Annotated in this window: 16 protein-coding genes; 3 read left to right on the forward strand and 13 right to left on the reverse strand. The window is 59.8% G+C overall.

Annotated features, from left to right (window positions below):
- Positions 1-22: 22 nt before the first annotated feature.
- From DBR02_RS13745 to hpaG, 4 genes are read right to left on the reverse strand one after another with little or no spacing between them, the layout of a single operon-like run.
- Positions 23-403 carry a 5-carboxymethyl-2-hydroxymuconate Delta-isomerase gene (locus DBR02_RS13745; protein ID WP_107534634.1) on the reverse strand — a complete coding sequence of 127 codons (381 nt, stop codon included), beginning with the start codon at positions 401-403 and terminating at the stop codon, positions 23-25.
- 9 nt (positions 404-412) lie between these two features.
- Entirely contained in the window at positions 413-1,264 is an 852-nt protein-coding gene (gene hpaD / locus DBR02_RS13750; protein ID WP_107534635.1) for a 3,4-dihydroxyphenylacetate 2,3-dioxygenase, read from the reverse strand.
- Positions 1,265-1,266: 2 nt separating this feature from the next.
- Positions 1,267-2,733 carry a 5-carboxymethyl-2-hydroxymuconate semialdehyde dehydrogenase gene (hpaE, locus tag DBR02_RS13755; protein ID WP_107534636.1) on the reverse strand — a complete coding sequence of 489 codons (1,467 nt, stop codon included), beginning with the start codon at positions 2,731-2,733 and terminating at the stop codon, positions 1,267-1,269.
- Positions 2,730-4,007: a 4-hydroxyphenylacetate degradation bifunctional isomerase/decarboxylase gene (gene hpaG / locus DBR02_RS13760; protein ID WP_129741578.1), complete on the reverse strand. Its 1,278-nt coding sequence runs from the start codon at positions 4,005-4,007 to the stop codon at positions 2,730-2,732. Before hpaG ends, hpaE begins: the two co-directional genes overlap by 4 nt.
- 268 nt (positions 4,008-4,275) lie before the next feature.
- On the opposite strand from hpaG, the gene hpaR reads away from it, so the two are divergent.
- The 3 genes from hpaR to DBR02_RS26590 all read left to right on the forward strand — a co-directional run bounded on the left by hpaR (position 4,276) and on the right by DBR02_RS26590 (position 6,591).
- The gene (gene hpaR / locus DBR02_RS13765; protein ID WP_063867379.1) at positions 4,276-4,716 is read left to right on the forward strand and encodes a homoprotocatechuate degradation operon regulator HpaR; all 441 of its coding nucleotides are present in this window, start codon (positions 4,276-4,278) and stop codon (positions 4,714-4,716) included.
- 83 nt (positions 4,717-4,799) lie between these two features.
- A complete protein-coding gene (gene tsr / locus DBR02_RS13770) occupies positions 4,800-6,464 on the forward strand; it encodes a methyl-accepting chemotaxis protein (RefSeq protein ID WP_107534638.1) in 1,665 nt (554 codons plus the stop codon).
- A complete protein-coding gene (locus DBR02_RS26590; RefSeq protein WP_157959555.1) occupies positions 6,436-6,591 on the forward strand; it encodes a hypothetical protein in 156 nt (51 codons plus the stop codon). The genes tsr and DBR02_RS26590 overlap by 29 nt, the downstream gene beginning before the upstream one ends.
- Before the next feature lie 63 nt (positions 6,592-6,654).
- Here DBR02_RS26590 and DBR02_RS13775 read toward each other — a convergent pair whose 3' ends face one another.
- From DBR02_RS13775 to DBR02_RS13815, 9 genes are all read right to left on the reverse strand, one after another.
- Positions 6,655-7,161 carry a GNAT family N-acetyltransferase gene (locus tag DBR02_RS13775; protein ID WP_107534639.1) on the reverse strand — a complete coding sequence of 169 codons (507 nt, stop codon included), beginning with the start codon at positions 7,159-7,161 and terminating at the stop codon, positions 6,655-6,657.
- Between the two features lie 29 nt (positions 7,162-7,190).
- A complete protein-coding gene (locus tag DBR02_RS13780; protein WP_107534640.1) occupies positions 7,191-7,664 on the reverse strand; it encodes a hypothetical protein in 474 nt (157 codons plus the stop codon).
- A 1-nt stretch (position 7,665) separates the two neighbouring features.
- Positions 7,666-8,406 carry a transcriptional regulator gene (locus DBR02_RS13785; protein WP_107534641.1) on the reverse strand — a complete coding sequence of 247 codons (741 nt, stop codon included), beginning with the start codon at positions 8,404-8,406 and terminating at the stop codon, positions 7,666-7,668.
- 129 nt (positions 8,407-8,535) lie between these two features.
- Positions 8,536-9,492 (reverse strand): Csu type fimbrial protein, encoded by a 957-nt coding sequence (locus DBR02_RS13790; RefSeq protein WP_107534642.1) that lies wholly within the window; start codon positions 9,490-9,492, stop codon positions 8,536-8,538.
- A complete protein-coding gene (locus tag DBR02_RS13795; protein WP_233157683.1) occupies positions 9,483-11,777 on the reverse strand; it encodes a fimbria/pilus outer membrane usher protein in 2,295 nt (764 codons plus the stop codon). The genes DBR02_RS13790 and DBR02_RS13795 overlap by 10 nt, the downstream gene beginning before the upstream one ends.
- A complete protein-coding gene (locus tag DBR02_RS13800; RefSeq protein ID WP_107534643.1) occupies positions 11,695-12,474 on the reverse strand; it encodes a fimbrial biogenesis chaperone in 780 nt (259 codons plus the stop codon). Before DBR02_RS13800 ends, DBR02_RS13795 begins: the two co-directional genes overlap by 83 nt.
- Positions 12,475-12,476: 2 nt before the next feature.
- A complete protein-coding gene (locus DBR02_RS13805; protein ID WP_063450747.1) occupies positions 12,477-12,977 on the reverse strand; it encodes a Csu type fimbrial protein in 501 nt (166 codons plus the stop codon).
- Positions 12,978-12,997: 20 nt separating this feature from the next.
- Positions 12,998-13,552, reverse strand: coding sequence for a helix-turn-helix transcriptional regulator (locus DBR02_RS13810; RefSeq protein ID WP_107535650.1), 555 nt, complete (start codon positions 13,550-13,552; stop codon positions 12,998-13,000).
- Positions 13,549-14,187 carry an EAL domain-containing protein gene (locus DBR02_RS13815; protein WP_107534644.1) on the reverse strand — a complete coding sequence of 213 codons (639 nt, stop codon included), beginning with the start codon at positions 14,185-14,187 and terminating at the stop codon, positions 13,549-13,551. Before DBR02_RS13815 ends, DBR02_RS13810 begins: the two co-directional genes overlap by 4 nt.
- Positions 14,188-14,268: the final 81 nt, after the last annotated feature.

Raw genomic sequence — 14,268 nt, forward strand, 5'->3', positions numbered from 1 at the left:
CGCCACCGGGCGAAAAAGATGTCTACTTAAACAACGCGTGTACGTTGTTTTGTTTGTAATTGAGCGTCGGGTGCAGCTCGTCGAGCTCGAAGGACAGCGCCAGATAGCGCTCCGCCATCAGCGCCGCGAAATGGGTTTTGATCAGCGTAAACAGCATCTCCCCCACGGCTTCACGGCTCTCCAGGCTCCGGCCCGCGCCAATCTTCAGCGTCATATGCACAAAGGCGTAATCATGCTTACCGTCCGCCATCTGCCAGGTGTCCAGCCAGTGGGCGCGGCTGCGGATGCCGCCGAGCGGGAAGATCCCCGTGGCGGCCAGCGCCTCGTTCACTTTGGCGAACAGCCCCGGCAGGTCGGCCTGCGCGCGGAGGTTGTCGGTACATTCAGCAATAAAGTGCGGCATAACGACTCCTTACGCGGGCAGCGGGAAAACGGCGTTAACCTGGCCGGTGCCGGAGCTGGCGAACAGCTCGGTGAGAAACTCCACCTTGCCGTTGTAGTTGTCCCAGCCGAGCATCCCCAACAGCATCACCGTGTCGTGCATGTTGCCCTCGCCGTAGCAGTAGTCGGCGTACTCCGGCAGCATGCTGCAAAACTCTTTAAACTGGCCTTCACGCCACAGCTTGACCACGCGCTCGTCCATCTGGCGGTCGAACTCGCGGGTGTAGCTGTTCATCCCTTCCTCGGCGCGCTGATCGTCGATAAACCTGTGCGACAGCGAGCCGCTGGCGAGCACCGCCACGGTGCCGTCGTACTTTTCGATGGCGCTGACGATGGCCTCGCCCAGCCTGCGGCTGTCGGCGAAGTCGTGAACCGTGCAGAACGCCGAGATGGAAATCACTTTGAAGTGCTTATCCGCATTCATATAGCGCATCGGTACCAGGGTGCCGTACTCCAGCTTGAGGCTCGGGATGTTGTGCGCCTTGGCGCGCACGCCGAGCTTCACCGCTTCGTCGGCGATCAGCTGCCCGAGCGCCGGATTGCCGTCATAGTCATACGTCATGTCGCGGATAAAGTGCGGCAGCTCGTTGCTGGTGTAGACGCCTGAAAAATGATCCGCACAGTTGATGTGGTACGCGCTGTTTACCAGCCAGTGGGTGTCGAACACGATGATGGTGTCCACGCCCAGCTCGCGGCAGCGCTTGCTGATCTCTTTATGCCCGTCGATGGCCGACTGGCGGCAGCCGTGGTTTTTCCCCGGCAGCTCGGAAAGGTACATCGACGGCACGTGGGTGATTTTTGCCGCTAACGCTAGCTTGCCCATTGTCAGATCCCCCATTTTGGAATCGGATGGTCGCCCATGGAGATGCAGACGTTCTTCATCTCCGCGAACACCTCAAAGCTGTACTCGCCGCCTTCGCGCCCGGTGCCGGAGGCCTTCACGCCGCCAAACGGCTGGCGCAGGTCGCGCACGTTCTGGGTGTTCACGAACACCATGCCCGCTTCAATGTTGCGCGCCAGACGGAGCACCTTGCTGACATCCTGGGTCCAGATGTACGACGCCAGGCCGTACTCCACGTCGTTCGCCAGGCGCAGGCCTTCCGCTTCGTCCTTAAACGGCAGCAGGCAGGCCACCGGCCCGAAGATCTCCTCCTGCGCCACGCGCATGCGGTTGTCGACGTCCGCCAGCACCGTCGGGCGCAGGAAGTTGCCGCCTTTCAGGTGCGCGGGCAGATCGGTCGGTTTGTCCGGGCCGCCCGCCAGCAATGTGGCACCTTCCTCGATGCCGAGGCGGATATAGCCGGAGACTTTTTCCCAGTGTTGTTGGCTGATGAGCGCGCCAACCTGGATGTTCGGATCGGTTGGATCGCCCACGCGCAGGCGGTTGGCGCGTTCGGCGAAGCGCCTGACGAATTCCGGGTAGATGCTCTGCTGGATGAAAATGCGCGAGCCGGCGGTGCAGCGCTCGCCGTTGATGGAGAAGATGGTGAACAGCGCGGCGTCCAGGGCGCGCTCGATATCCGCATCCTCAAATATCAGCACCGGGGATTTGCCGCCCAGCTCCATGGAGTATTTCTTCAGCCCGGCGTTTTTCATGATGTTGCGCCCGGTGGCGGTGCCGCCGGTGAAGGAGACGGCGCGCACGTCGTGATGACGCACCAGCGCGTCGCCCGCCGTGGCGCCGTAGCCCTGCACCACGTTCAGCACGCCCGCCGGAATGCCCGCCTCCAGCGCCAGCTCTCCCAGTCGGTCGGCGGTCAGCGGCGAAAGTTCGGACATCTTCAGCACCGCGGTGTTGCCCAGCGCGAGACAGGGCGCGACCTTCCAGGTGGCGGTCATAAACGGCACGTTCCACGGCGACACCAGCGCGCAGACACCCACCGGCTGCACCAGCGTGTAGTTGAGCATCTTGTCGTCGACCGGGTAGGTTTTACCGTTCATCTGCTGGCACACCTCAGCGAAAAACTCGAAGTTGTGCGAGGCGCGCGGAATGAGCACGTTTTTGGTCTGATGGATCGGCAGGCCGGTGTCGGCGGTTTCCATTGCGGCAATGTCCGGCACGTTCTGGTCAATCAGTTCGCCCAGGCGACGCATCAGGCGCGCGCGCTCCTTCATCGGCAGGTTGGCCCATTTCGGGAACGCCTCTTTAGCGGCGGCAACGGCCTGATGAATTTCCGCTTCACCGCCGGAGGCGACTTCCGCTAATACCTCGCCGGAGGCCGGGTTAGTGGTGTGGAAGTACTCACTTCCGGCGACGTTTTTACCGTTGATCCAGTGGTTAATCTTTTTCATTTTGCAGTCTCCTCACTGACAATTCGGTTTACCAGGCGGCCCACGCCTTCCACTTCCACCACCACTTCATCGCCCGGCACCACGTCGGACAGCCCCTTCGGCGTGCCGGTGGCAATCATGTCGCCGGGTTGCAGGGTCATAAAATCGCTCAGATACGCAATCAGGTAGGGGATGCTGAAAATGAGATCGGCGGTGCAGCCTTCCTGACGCAGTTCGCCGTTGACGTAGGTGCGAAGACGAAGGTTGTGCGGATCGGGAATCGCTGATTTCGGCACGACGTGCGGGCTGATGGGGGTCAGCCCGTCGCGGCTTTTTACCCGCAGGTTCGGGCGGTAGTAGTTTTCCAGGTAGTCGCGGATGGCGTAGTCGTTGCAGACCGTATAGCCCGCGACATACTCCATCGCCTCGGCTTCGCTCACCTTATGCGCGGTTTTACCGATAACCACCACCAACTCCGCCTCGTAGTGCATGTATTCGATATTGTTTGGACGCACCGAGGTCTGGTTGTCGCCGTTAAAGGTGTTCGGCGCTTTGATAAACACCAGCGGTTCGGTGGGCGGCTTGAAGTCCAGCTCGCTGGCGTGATCGGCGTAGTTAAGGCCGAGGGCAAACAGCGTGGCGTGCGGCGGCGCGGTACGGGTAAGGGCGACGTCGCGCTCATCCACCACCGGGTTTTCCAGCGGCGGAAATCCTTCTGCCAGAATGCGTACCCGATCGCCCGGGCGGATCTCGACGCGGCTTTGCGGCGTGCCGAGCAATATGGCATCGCCGGGATTCAGGGTGGCAAATTCGCTCAGGGCGCTCAGCAGTTCGGCGGCGTTGCGGTGCAGATCGGCGGTATTCCAGTGGTCCGCTTCGCGGCCGTTGATCTCGGTGATGATGGTCAGGTTGTCCACGCTATCAACGGCGACAGGCTCTCCGAGCGGGCAAAATCCATCCCGACATTTGGCCTTAATGGGCGGGCGATAAAAGCTCTCCTCCGGCAGGCTGATTTCGTTGGCCAGCGCATACCCGGCGATGTACGCCGCCGCCTCTTCAGCGCGTACTTTGCTGGCGGTTTTTCCCACCACCAGCGCCACCGTCGCACCGCTTAACACCGTTTCCCCCTGCGGAAAAGGAATCGGTTCGCCTGCGCGGATAACGGTGTTGTGTGGCTTGATAAACCATACCGCCGTTTTTGGCGGCGCGTTATAGGGGGCTTTTTCAAACGCCTCTGCCCAGGCAGCACGCTGGCTCTGGTGGTTTAGCGCCACGGCAAAAACAGTACCTTTCATTCCCATACTCCTCAGACCGGATATCCGGTTTGGATTTCATTAATATGTTAATGATTTGGTTTTATGCTTTTGCTGAACGTTTCGCAATCAGAAGTGAATAATTTGTGATATGAGTAACAATAAATTTACATAAACAGATAAATGTATCATTGAATCAATGCATTAAAAAAAGCGCGTTGTTTCTGTTAGACTTTTTAGGTAAAAACGTGCTGTTGATAAAAGCATCTGTTTTGAATTGTTTACTTGTTAATGATGTAAGGGGAAGGCTATGCATGATTCATTAACCATCGCGCTGTTGCAGGCGCGTGAAGCGGCGATGGGCTACTTCCGCCCGATAGTGAAGCAGCATAATCTGACCGAGCAGCAGTGGCGTATCGTCCGCGTGCTGGCCGAGCATCCCTCCATGGATTTTCACGATCTGGCGTTTCGCACCTGCATTTTGCGCCCGAGCCTGACCGGCATTCTGACGCGCATGGAGCGCGACGGTCTGGTGCTGCGCTTAAAGCCGGTGAACGACCAGCGCAAGCTGTACGTGTCGCTGACGAAAGAAGGTAACGCGCTGTACCAGCGTGCTCAGGCGCAGGTGGAAGAGGCGTACCAGCAGATTGAGGCGGAATATACGCCAGAGAAGATGAAGCAGCTCACGGCGCTGCTGGAAGAGTTTATTGAACTCGGAAACCGACATATCGCCGCGCGGGACGAAGCGTAAAAACCCTAAATTCCAGGATGATTTTCGTAAAGTTTTCTCATGCCAGGCCGAATATTCTGTATCTGCCTGAGGAAAGAGAAAACATGTTAAACCGAATCAAGATTGTCACCAGCTTACTGCTGGTTTTAGCGATATTTGGCCTTTTACAACTCACGTCCGGTGGTCTTTTCTTCAATGCCCTGAAGCATGACAAAGAGAATTTCACCGTCCTGCAAACCATTCGACAGCAACAATCCACCCTGAACGGTAGCTGGGTGGCGCTGCTGCAAACCCGTAATACCCTGAACCGCGCGGGTATCCGCTACATGATGGATCAGAACAATATCGGCAGCGGCTCTACCGTCGCCGAGCTGATGCAAATTGCGTCTGCGTCCCTGAAGCAGGCGGAAAAAAACTGGGCGGATTACGAAGCGCTGCCGCGCGACCCGCGTCAGAGCGACGCTGCGGCGCTGGAAATTAAACGTAATTACGATATCTACCACGGCGCGCTGGCCGAGCTGATCCAGCTGTTGGGGGCAGGCAAGATCAATGCGTTCTTCGACCAGCCGACCCAGAGCTATCAGGACGGCTTTGAGAAGCAGTACGTCTCCTACCTGCAACAGAACGACGCGCTGTACCAGACCGCGGTTGAAGACAGCAACAGCTCTTACCGCCAGGCTATCTGGGTGCTGATTAGCGTGCTGGTTGCCGTGCTGGTGGTGATTGTCGCCGTCTGGCTGGGCATTAAGCAGGCGCTGATATCGCCGCTGAACCGTCTGATCGACAGCATTCGTCATATCGCCAGCGGCGACCTGGTGAAGCGCATCGACGTGGAAGGCTCCAACGAGATGGGCGAGCTGGCCGACTCCCTGCGCCATATGCAGGGTGAACTGGTGCGTACCGTGGGTGACGTGCGTAACGGCGCAAACGCCATTTACAGCGGCGCGAGCGAGATCTCGATGGGCAATAACGATCTCTCATCCCGTACCGAGCAGCAGGCTGCCTCTCTGGAAGAGACGGCGGCCAGCATGGAACAGCTGACTGCCACCGTGAAGCAGAACGCCGAGAACGCCCGTCAGGCGAGCAACCTGGCGCTGAGCGCCTCTGAGACGGCGCAAAAAGGCGGTAAAGTGGTGGATAATGTGGTGCAGACGATGCGCGACATCGCCGGTAGTTCGCAGAAGATTGCCGACATTATCAGCGTAATCGATGGCATTGCCTTCCAGACCAACATTCTGGCGCTGAACGCGGCGGTAGAAGCGGCGCGTGCGGGCGAGCAGGGCCGTGGTTTTGCGGTAGTTGCAGGTGAAGTGCGAAATCTGGCGCAGCGTAGCGCCCAGGCGGCGCGCGAGATCAAGAGCCTGATTGAGGACTCCGTTGGCCGGGTGGAAGTGGGTTCAACGCTGGTGGAAAGCGCCGGTGAAACCATGGGTGAAATCGTGAATGCGGTTACCCGCGTGACGGACATCATGGGCGAGATTGCCTCTGCGTCTGACGAGCAGAGCCGCGGTATCGACCAGGTCGGCCTGGCGGTGGCGGAGATGGACCGCGTGACCCAGCAGAACGCCTCGCTGGTGGAAGAGTCAGCAGCTGCGGCGGCGGCACTGGAAGAGCAGGCGAGCCGTCTGACGCAGGCCGTTGCGGTGTTCCGTATCCAGCAGGAGCAGATGAAGGCGCGCGAGTTCGCCTCCGCGAAAAGCGTTGCCGCACCGGTGATAGCGCGTAAACCGGCGACCGCAGATGCGGGCGATAACTGGGAAACGTTCTGATCGCGTGCGTTTTGCCGGGTGGCGGCTACGCCTGACCCGGCCTACGGATCGTGCGTTTTGCCGGGTGGCGGCTGCGCCTGACCCGGCCTACGGGATGTGCGTGTTGCCGGGTGGCGGCTACGCCTGACCCGGCCTACGGTGTGGGATCGCTTTTTTGTAGGCCCGGTAAGCGCAGCGCCACCGGGCGATTTTACAGAGGCAGACGCATGGCGCAGCGGGAACCATACGCTAAACCGTGCGCCGCCTCTTCTTCACGTTTCTGACGCAGCGCCGGCGTCAGCGTTGCCATCATGTCAAACCCCAGCCGCGCATAGAACGGCGCGTTCCACGGGACATCACGAAACGTCGTTAACGTCAGCGAGGCGAGCCCCAACGCGCGGGCACACTCTGCAACACGGTTAATCAACCGGCGTCCAATCCCCTGTCCCTGCCAGTCCAGATCAACCGACAGTTCCACGATAAACAGCGATGATGGATGGGCTTCGGCGAGAATAAAGCCCACCGGGCACCCGTCAGCCAGCGCCAGCCAGCTTAATCCCCGCGCGGCATAGCCGAGGTGATCCTCAACCGAAATTACGTCGCCGTCGGCAAGCCAGGCCAGCTCAGGAACGTCGCGAAACCGCTGCCCTGCCGCGCGTTCGATCGCGGGCAGGGCGGTTGCGTCATCGCAGGTTGTGGGGCGGATTTCAATATTCATGGCGGGAAGTATAGCCTGAGCGACCGCTATTACTCCGAGCAAACCAGCACCGGCGAGTAAAAATTGCTGATCACCAGCGCGCTCTGCGGCGTGCGCTCTATCGTCAGAAGCCTTTTTTTCCCCAGCGTCAGGCCCGCGACGTACTTTTCAAACACCCCCGGCGGCATAGCGTCATGGCTGAAGCGCTCCACTTTTTGAATAATAATTTCATACAGCTCTCCCTCCACGTGCCGCCATTTAAACATCTCCTGACGAGAAATCTCCCAGCTGTTCGGGGCATTCTCGACGTTGCCGTTTAGCGTGATGTAGCCCGTTTTATCCGGGTGAAAACGCATTATGATCTCCCCGTCGAACGTGAATTCATGGTTGTCGCGCCTGTCGGAGAAGGTCAGGTTGCCATCGCAGGCCACCGACAGCGGGGGCGTGTAGTAATACCACGCCAGCGCAGCGCCCAGAAGCAGCAGGTTGAGGACCAGTATTAGCCACACTTTTTTGTGTTTCATATCACCACTCGTAATAGTAAAGCGTACGACAGGCGCTGGCTTTATCGTGCGTGAGCGAGCACTGGGATAGCACCAGCCGCCCTTCGTGACCGTAGAAAAGCGTTCTCTGAATGTGCATGTAAAAGATCGAATTTTTCAGGCACGGGAGATGACCGTCCTGCTGAAGCTTTTGCGCCAGGGCAATTGCCCTGTCGTGGAACACATCCGCCAGCGGCGTAAAGGTGTAAACCGGACACGTGTCGATATGGGTAAGCAGGTGAATTTCACTCTGCGGGGCATCTGGCTTAATGGCCGTTATCCAGACACACAGCGCAACAATCGCCAGCGTGAGCGCGCCGCAGAACAGCAGTTCCGGACGAACGCGCCATGTCGGTTTCGTCGTTTCGCCCGCCGGCGCCTCTTCCTCCAGCGCTGTGACCGTGACGTCCGCGCAGAGCATAAAGCCCGTTTTCGGCACCGTGACGATAAACAGCACGTCGGGAAGCAGGCTGGCCAGCATTTTGCGCAAGATGCTGATGTACTGGTTTAACGAGTTGTTGGATCCCTGAAGCCCGCGCCGATCCCAGACCTCATTAAGGAACGTTTCCCGTTCAACGACGTTCCCGTGATGCTTCACCAGCAGCTTCAGGATGGTATTGGCCGTACAGGTGAGGATCTGCGCATCCTCGTCCGGCGCATTAACAGGAGCAATGGTACCGTCCTCGTCGTTGTAAACGAGGGCGTCAGCAAGCAGGTATTTCATAAGTTGTTGTAATACAAACAGAGATATTCAATTAAAAAAAACAGGCATTACGCCTGAGTAAACAGCGTTGTTGGTTATTTTAGCGCCACTGTTACCGATAACATTGATCCAGACGGTTTTTTGGTGAGTTTAATAAGTCAGCGTGACTATCACGTCGTCAATGAACTCCCCCGTCCCGCTCAGGGGCTGGGCCGGAACCTCCCCGTAAACGGTAAAGTCCTGCGTGCCGCCGGCGGGGTTGGTGACGTTCAGCGTATCGCCGCTGCTTTGATCGCCCCAGCGCTGCGTCGCCCCCGCATCCTGCCAGAGCCCATAGCGCAGGCACTGCCCCTCATCGTTGCAAAGCTGCCGCCAGTCGCCGCTGGCATGATTGCCTTTCCCCATGGCAAGCGTGAATGCGGTTCCGGCCGGGCAGCGCGTGGTGAGGGTTGCCGTCGAGCGCGTGGGGCGCAGCGCGGTGGTGCTGGTCAGGGTGCCGAAGTTCAGCGGGGTGACACGCTCTATGTAGCATCCCTCGCTGATTTCGGCCTGCGCATTGCTCCCGCCCTGCACCTGTTCCCCCTCCGCGGAGCCGTCTGCACAGCTTTGCAGGGCATCCTGGCGGGTGGCGCTGTGCCAGGCGATGCGCAGGTTCATGTTGTAGTTGTAATAGTGGGTCGCGGGGAGCTGGCTTTGCCCCGCCGGCAGGGTGGCGATAAGCGGAAAGCTGCCGCTGACGCTGGCGTTGCTTCGCGCCGTGATGGACTGCTGGATGAGATCCCCGCGGCTGGCGGGGCCCAGCTCCTGCGATCGCGCGAGGCCGTTAAGCAGGCGAAACAGCAGGGTGTACTGCTTTCCCTCCTGGTCGCCCGTCGAAAGCATCTGAAAGGGCGGGGCGTCGATGCTGCTCAGACAGACGTTGATGTACTCTGCCGTGCCGAAGTTGTCGGCCTGACAGCTAAACTTTACCTCGGTGTTGGTCGAGGCGGCGTTACCCGGCACGACGTTGCCGAAGTTAATCACCGCGGGGGAGGTAATCCAGCACGCTGCCGCCATCGCCTTCATGGACAGCACAAGCAACAATGTTAACGGCGTTTTTATTGACACAGCTGTTCTCCAATATTGATTACGGTTGACGCGGTGCGCGGGGCCGGAAGCGTGACCCGGCACTCGCCTTCACCGGTTTTCACCACCAGCTCGCCCGGCAGGGGCGGATCTTCAAGCCAGATAAACCCGTCGCGACCCACGATAGTGGCGCCGTGTGGCGTTGAAACGACGCTGCCCAGCGGCAGCGGCTGGCGGCGCCTGTCGACCAGCCGGGCCTGAACCGTCACGGCGCGATGGACGTTAAAATCGACTTTTACCGCGCTGCCGTTGCCCGGTCTGGCATACATGTCGGTGACGGGGGCGATGACGTCGGGCGGCAGATCCAGCGGATCGATGGTGACTTTGCTGTTGTGGTAGCGCGGCAGGTCGGTCAGCAGAAGGTATCCCTTCTCATCGGTCTCGCCCGCCCGGCGGTTTTCCAGCATCACCGGCACGTGCCCGATACCGCGCGTGGAGACCAGCGCCAGCCTCTGCTGGCTGTAGCGTAAAGCGTGCAGGCTGTTGTCCAGCAGCGTCAGGCTGCCTTCGGCCGAGGCGTACTGGTTGACCGCGTTAGTACTCTGCTCCAGCCCGACGTGCCACTCTCCGGCGCGGCCAAGGTAGCCCACGTCTGCATACCTTTCCCGGTTTTGGCCAAAGCCCTGCCCCAACTGCCAGGACCAGCCGCCCGCCTGATTGTCTGGCTGGTGGCGATAGTCCACGCGCGGCCTTTCCCGGCTGGCCTGAACCGAGAGGGTATTCTGGCGGCCCAGCGGGACGGAGAGCATAAGCTGGATGTTGCTCGACCCGTCCGTAAACGAGCGGGTATAGCTCAGCGTGGTAGAGAGATGGGCCGGGAGCGAAACGGACCAGGAGGCATTGAGATAGCGCTGCCGGTTGCCCTGTATATTTTGCTGCACCCAGCCCGCACCCAGCGTGCCGAAGTGGGGAAATGCGTGGCTGACCCATACGCTGTCGCTGCGCTGGACGGGCTCGGCCCCGCTCATGCGGGCGTTATCGGCGAAGGCGGCATCGGTACGAACGGTGCTGGCGGAAAATCCTGTTCCGCTACCGTTCCACTGCCAGCCGATGCCCCACTGCATCCCCTTACCGTAGGTGCTGTCGCTCAGGGCAACGTGCGGGCTGAGAATGCCCGCACTGGGGGATATTAGCCAGTCTGCGCCTGTTCCCAGGTTGCGCAGCTTTCGCTGCTGTTCCGTATGCAGCGCCAGCGTTAGCTGGTTATTCACGCCATAGCGCCAGCCGGCGTCGAGCATCGGCGAGGCGGCATAATCATCGGAGCGCAGCGAATAGTTTTGCCGCATCCAGCCGATGTCCAGCGAGCCGCTGCTGAGCCCCTCCGCCAGCATTCCCGGCGCGCCGTATAAATCGAGCTGAACGGTGCGCCGCTGGCCGTTGATGTCGGTAATCACCACCTGCGCCTGCCCGCTGCCGGTAAAGGCGGGCAGGGTATCGAGCAGAAAATCTCCCGGCGTTACCTGCTGGCTGCTCTGCTTAAGGCCGTCAATGTAAAGATCGACCGTTGAAGGCAACACGGCCGTGTCGCTGTAGCGGCTGCGCGGTTCGGTGTTGAGCTGCGGATTGAGCTCAAAGTTGCGCGCCCAGTGCAGCCCGCCGAAGCGAACCTGGCGGCTCCAGCGGGTGCCGGTGGTGATGCTGTCCCCCAGCGCCAGGCTGGTCAGCGAGTCTGTGTTATCCCGCTGCCAGCGGGTTTCAAGGCGCGTATGGGTGGGGCGACCCGCGCTGTTTTCCTCCCCGGCATGGCTGGAAAAGCTGCTGCTGAACAGGCCGGGCAGCGGCCCGGAGGCGGACAGCATGGTTTGCGCGTTAAGCTGGCGTTTTCCCTCGGACTCGCTGGCATAGAGCGCGTACCCGAGCGTAAAGGCGCTGACGGGCTGCGCTTCAGGATAGCGGTACTGCGAGGGAGGCCTCCCGAACGTCACGTGCTGCTGCCCCTCAAGCGCCTTCGCCTCGGCGCTGATGGACACCTGCTGCGAAAGCACGTCGAGGCTGACCTTCAGGCCCGGCAGGGACGTCAGTTCAACCCACTCGCTGCGGCCTTCCGGGGCGCGAAGCCCCAGCTTTGCGATGTCGCTGCGGCCAATCCACAACGCATCGCCCTCTACGCGGCAGGCCCACAGCTCGCCGCGCGGGGCGTGGTTTACGGTAATGGCCAGCCACTGAACGGCGTCAACCGGAGGTTCAGCCCGGGCTGCTGGCAGCATGAGCGGTAGCCAAAGCAGGAGCGCGAGCAGCGAGCGGGCGCAGTGGGATCTGGCTGGCATGGCGATCGTCATTGATGTAGGCGCGTAACGCGCTGAGCGCGTGGTGGGGAGTCTGCTTAAGCGGCACAAGCGCGGTCTGTCCCGGCAGCACATAGCCCGCCAGTCCTTTGACTGCGGCAGCAACCTGCCCGTCGGCCGTCAGCACCTGAAGGTGGCTGAGGCGAATATGGCGGTTTCCGGCGTTATAGCAGCGCAGCGTGGCCGGAATGTCGGCCTGTTCGCAGCTCAGGACAGCCTGGCTGACGGGCGTTGTCTGGCCTCCGGCGATGAAGACCGGAATCGAATAGCGCAGCAGGAAGTGGACCGCGCTGGGGTTGGCCGCACGGGACGCGGCGTCTGGCAGCTCATCGATGATCAGCCGGTAGCTTTGTTCCTGTTCATGAGCACCCGGCTGCATCACGATAATACGCACCAGCTGCTGCTGGCCCGGCGCCAGCGAGGTCATCGCCGGGCTGCTGACGACTTCCTCGGTCGCTTCCAGCACATCCTTGCCGTTTTTCTGGGACCATTCGTACACCCGTATCTGAGCGTGGATGGCCGTTTTCCCGCTGTTCGTGAGGTAAACGGCCGTTGCGCGTTGACCGCTCTGCATGTCGAGCGTCACGGGCGCGACCTGAAGCGTGGCGGCCAGCGCGTAGCGTGACAGCAGCGCCAGCATCATGAGCCAGATAATGAAGCAGGGAAGAAAGCGACGCACGATCAGTACTCCAGGTTTAAGGTAACATCGTCGCTGTAGGTACCCGCCTGGGCAGTCGTCAGGGCGCCCGCATCAATCACGCCATACAGCGTCTCTTCCTGTTTCATCCCGTTGCCGGTATCGGTGAGTCCCCCGGTGCCGGTGATTTGCGTCTGTTTGCCTTCGTCAGCAAACAGCTTCCACGCAATCTTTTGCGCGCCCGTTTCGCCGTTTTCCGGCTTCAGCCAGAAGGTCCCGTTCTCGCTGCTGTCGCTGCTGGTCGCGGAAAGGGTGAACGGGGTACCGTTGGTGCAGACGATATCGACCTGCGTCCTGGCCTCAATTTCACCGGCTTCATCCGTACCGTGGCGCGAGAAGTTGAGATCGTTGGCGTTGAGGGTGCAGGACTTTACCACCTCCAGTGAGACGTGCATCGTCGCGCTCGCGGTGCTGTTGTCTGCGGCGATTGCAGCGGCAGGAAGCAGGAGAACTGAACAACATACAGCGGTGGAGATAATTCTCATGATTGTATTTCCTAACGTGATTAACGGTGCATTGACAAAGAAGAGGACTGAGCGTCCAGCAGGCAGAGCTTCCGATGAAACTCCGCCAGGGTATGGCAGCAAAATTTGTTCATCGCGTTACGCTTGTGGGTGTAGATCGTTTTTGGTGATTTATTGAGGATTTGCGCGATACGTGCCGGGCTAAATCCTTTATGAAACAGCATGCAAACCCGCATCTCCTGATACGTCAGCGTGGCGGTGTTTTCGAAGGTGAAGGTCGTGTCGCTAAAACAGCGGCTCAGCTGGGCAAGTGATACATTGTCCGCCACCGCTCTCGCCCGCTCGCCGCGCAGGAAGGCGTTGACATCGCTGACCCGGTCCGCATCGGTAAATACCAGCCAGTCCACGCCGGCATGGGTATCCAGCAGGCGCTCCTGTAGGCGCACAAGCCCTTCCGGACTCGCGTTTTTGATCCAGTACATATCAGGGCGAGGGGTGACCGCCGTCGAGATGAGCCACTCGAGGCCAAGCCATAAATAGGCGTTTTCGCTCAGGACGATGACCTGATAGCCAGCGTTAACGATACAAGACGTCACGATCTGCCCCACAGATAACCCTGGCCGTAATCGGCCACGCTGGCGCGGGCCAGTGCGAAATCCCCCGCGGTTTCGATGCCTTCTATCAACACCTTGCCGGCGAGACGTTTGCACTGGCGGGTGAGCTGTAAAAACTTTTCCCGCTCGGTGCGTCCGCTCCAGAAGGTGTGCTTGTCAATTTTTACGCCGCAGAAGCGGATCTGGCTGGCAAGCAGGTCGGGAAGAATGTCTTCGCACACATCGTCGGCCCACACTTCTATTCCCCACTGGTGCAGCGTGGCGATGCACGTCCGCAGGGCCCGGCTTTGCGTATCGTCAAGGTGTACCAGCCTGTGAAGATCGGTGACTTCGATAGCAAGCCTCTCCGGGCTGGGCGTCTCTTCTTTCAGCCTGACCAGGAAGTCCGTTTCCAGCAGCAGATCCGTCGTCGCGTTGAGATAATATTTGTCGCCCGCTTCGCAGAACATGGCATGACGAAGCTGCGCAAAGAAATGCGCTTTACGCTGCGTCGCGGACATTGAGCAAAAATAGTCTTCGAGATCGACGTGAGGCATCGCCGTGGACAATACCTCCCAGGCAATGACGTTTTCGCTGCGCAGTGCCCGGATGGATTCGAACTTGTAGCCGGTTAGCATGATAAAAGTGCGTAACGCTCCGTGGTAAATTCAGAAGCTGCACATTTTATAAATTGTGAATTTGGCGGGATATTTATAAAT

The organism is Enterobacter cloacae complex sp., from assembly GCF_900322725.1.
In the GTDB taxonomy this organism is placed as follows: domain Bacteria; phylum Pseudomonadota; class Gammaproteobacteria; order Enterobacterales; family Enterobacteriaceae; genus Enterobacter; species Enterobacter quasihormaechei.

Bases quoted from the DNA above. Each gene is read 5' to 3' on its own strand.
- hpaG (WP_129741578.1), bottom strand. From the start codon at position 4,007: ATGAAAGGTACTGTTTTTGCCGTGGCGCTAAACCACCAGAGCCAGCGT.
- hpaE (WP_107534636.1), bottom strand. From the start codon at position 2,733: ATGAAAAAGATTAACCACTGGATCAACGGTAAAAACGTCGCCGGAAGT.
- hpaR (WP_063867379.1), top strand. From the start codon at position 4,276: ATGCATGATTCATTAACCATCGCGCTGTTGCAGGCGCGTGAAGCGGCG.
- tsr (WP_107534638.1), top strand. From the start codon at position 4,800: ATGTTAAACCGAATCAAGATTGTCACCAGCTTACTGCTGGTTTTAGCG.
- DBR02_RS13780 (WP_107534640.1), bottom strand. From the start codon at position 7,664: ATGAAACACAAAAAAGTGTGGCTAATACTGGTCCTCAACCTGCTGCTT.
- DBR02_RS13805 (WP_063450747.1), bottom strand. From the start codon at position 12,977: ATGAGAATTATCTCCACCGCTGTATGTTGTTCAGTTCTCCTGCTTCCT.
- DBR02_RS13745 (WP_107534634.1), bottom strand. From the start codon at position 403: ATGCCGCACTTTATTGCTGAATGTACCGACAACCTCCGCGCGCAGGCC.
- DBR02_RS13815 (WP_107534644.1), bottom strand. From the start codon at position 14,187: ATGCTAACCGGCTACAAGTTCGAATCCATCCGGGCACTGCGCAGCGAA.
- DBR02_RS13795 (WP_233157683.1), bottom strand. From the start codon at position 11,777: ATGCCAGCCAGATCCCACTGCGCCCGCTCGCTGCTCGCGCTCCTGCTT.
- DBR02_RS26590 (WP_157959555.1), top strand. From the start codon at position 6,436: ATGCGGGCGATAACTGGGAAACGTTCTGATCGCGTGCGTTTTGCCGGG.
- DBR02_RS13775 (WP_107534639.1), bottom strand. From the start codon at position 7,161: ATGAATATTGAAATCCGCCCCACAACCTGCGATGACGCAACCGCCCTG.
- DBR02_RS13785 (WP_107534641.1), bottom strand. From the start codon at position 8,406: ATGAAATACCTGCTTGCTGACGCCCTCGTTTACAACGACGAGGACGGT.
- hpaD (WP_107534635.1), bottom strand. From the start codon at position 1,264: ATGGGCAAGCTAGCGTTAGCGGCAAAAATCACCCACGTGCCGTCGATG.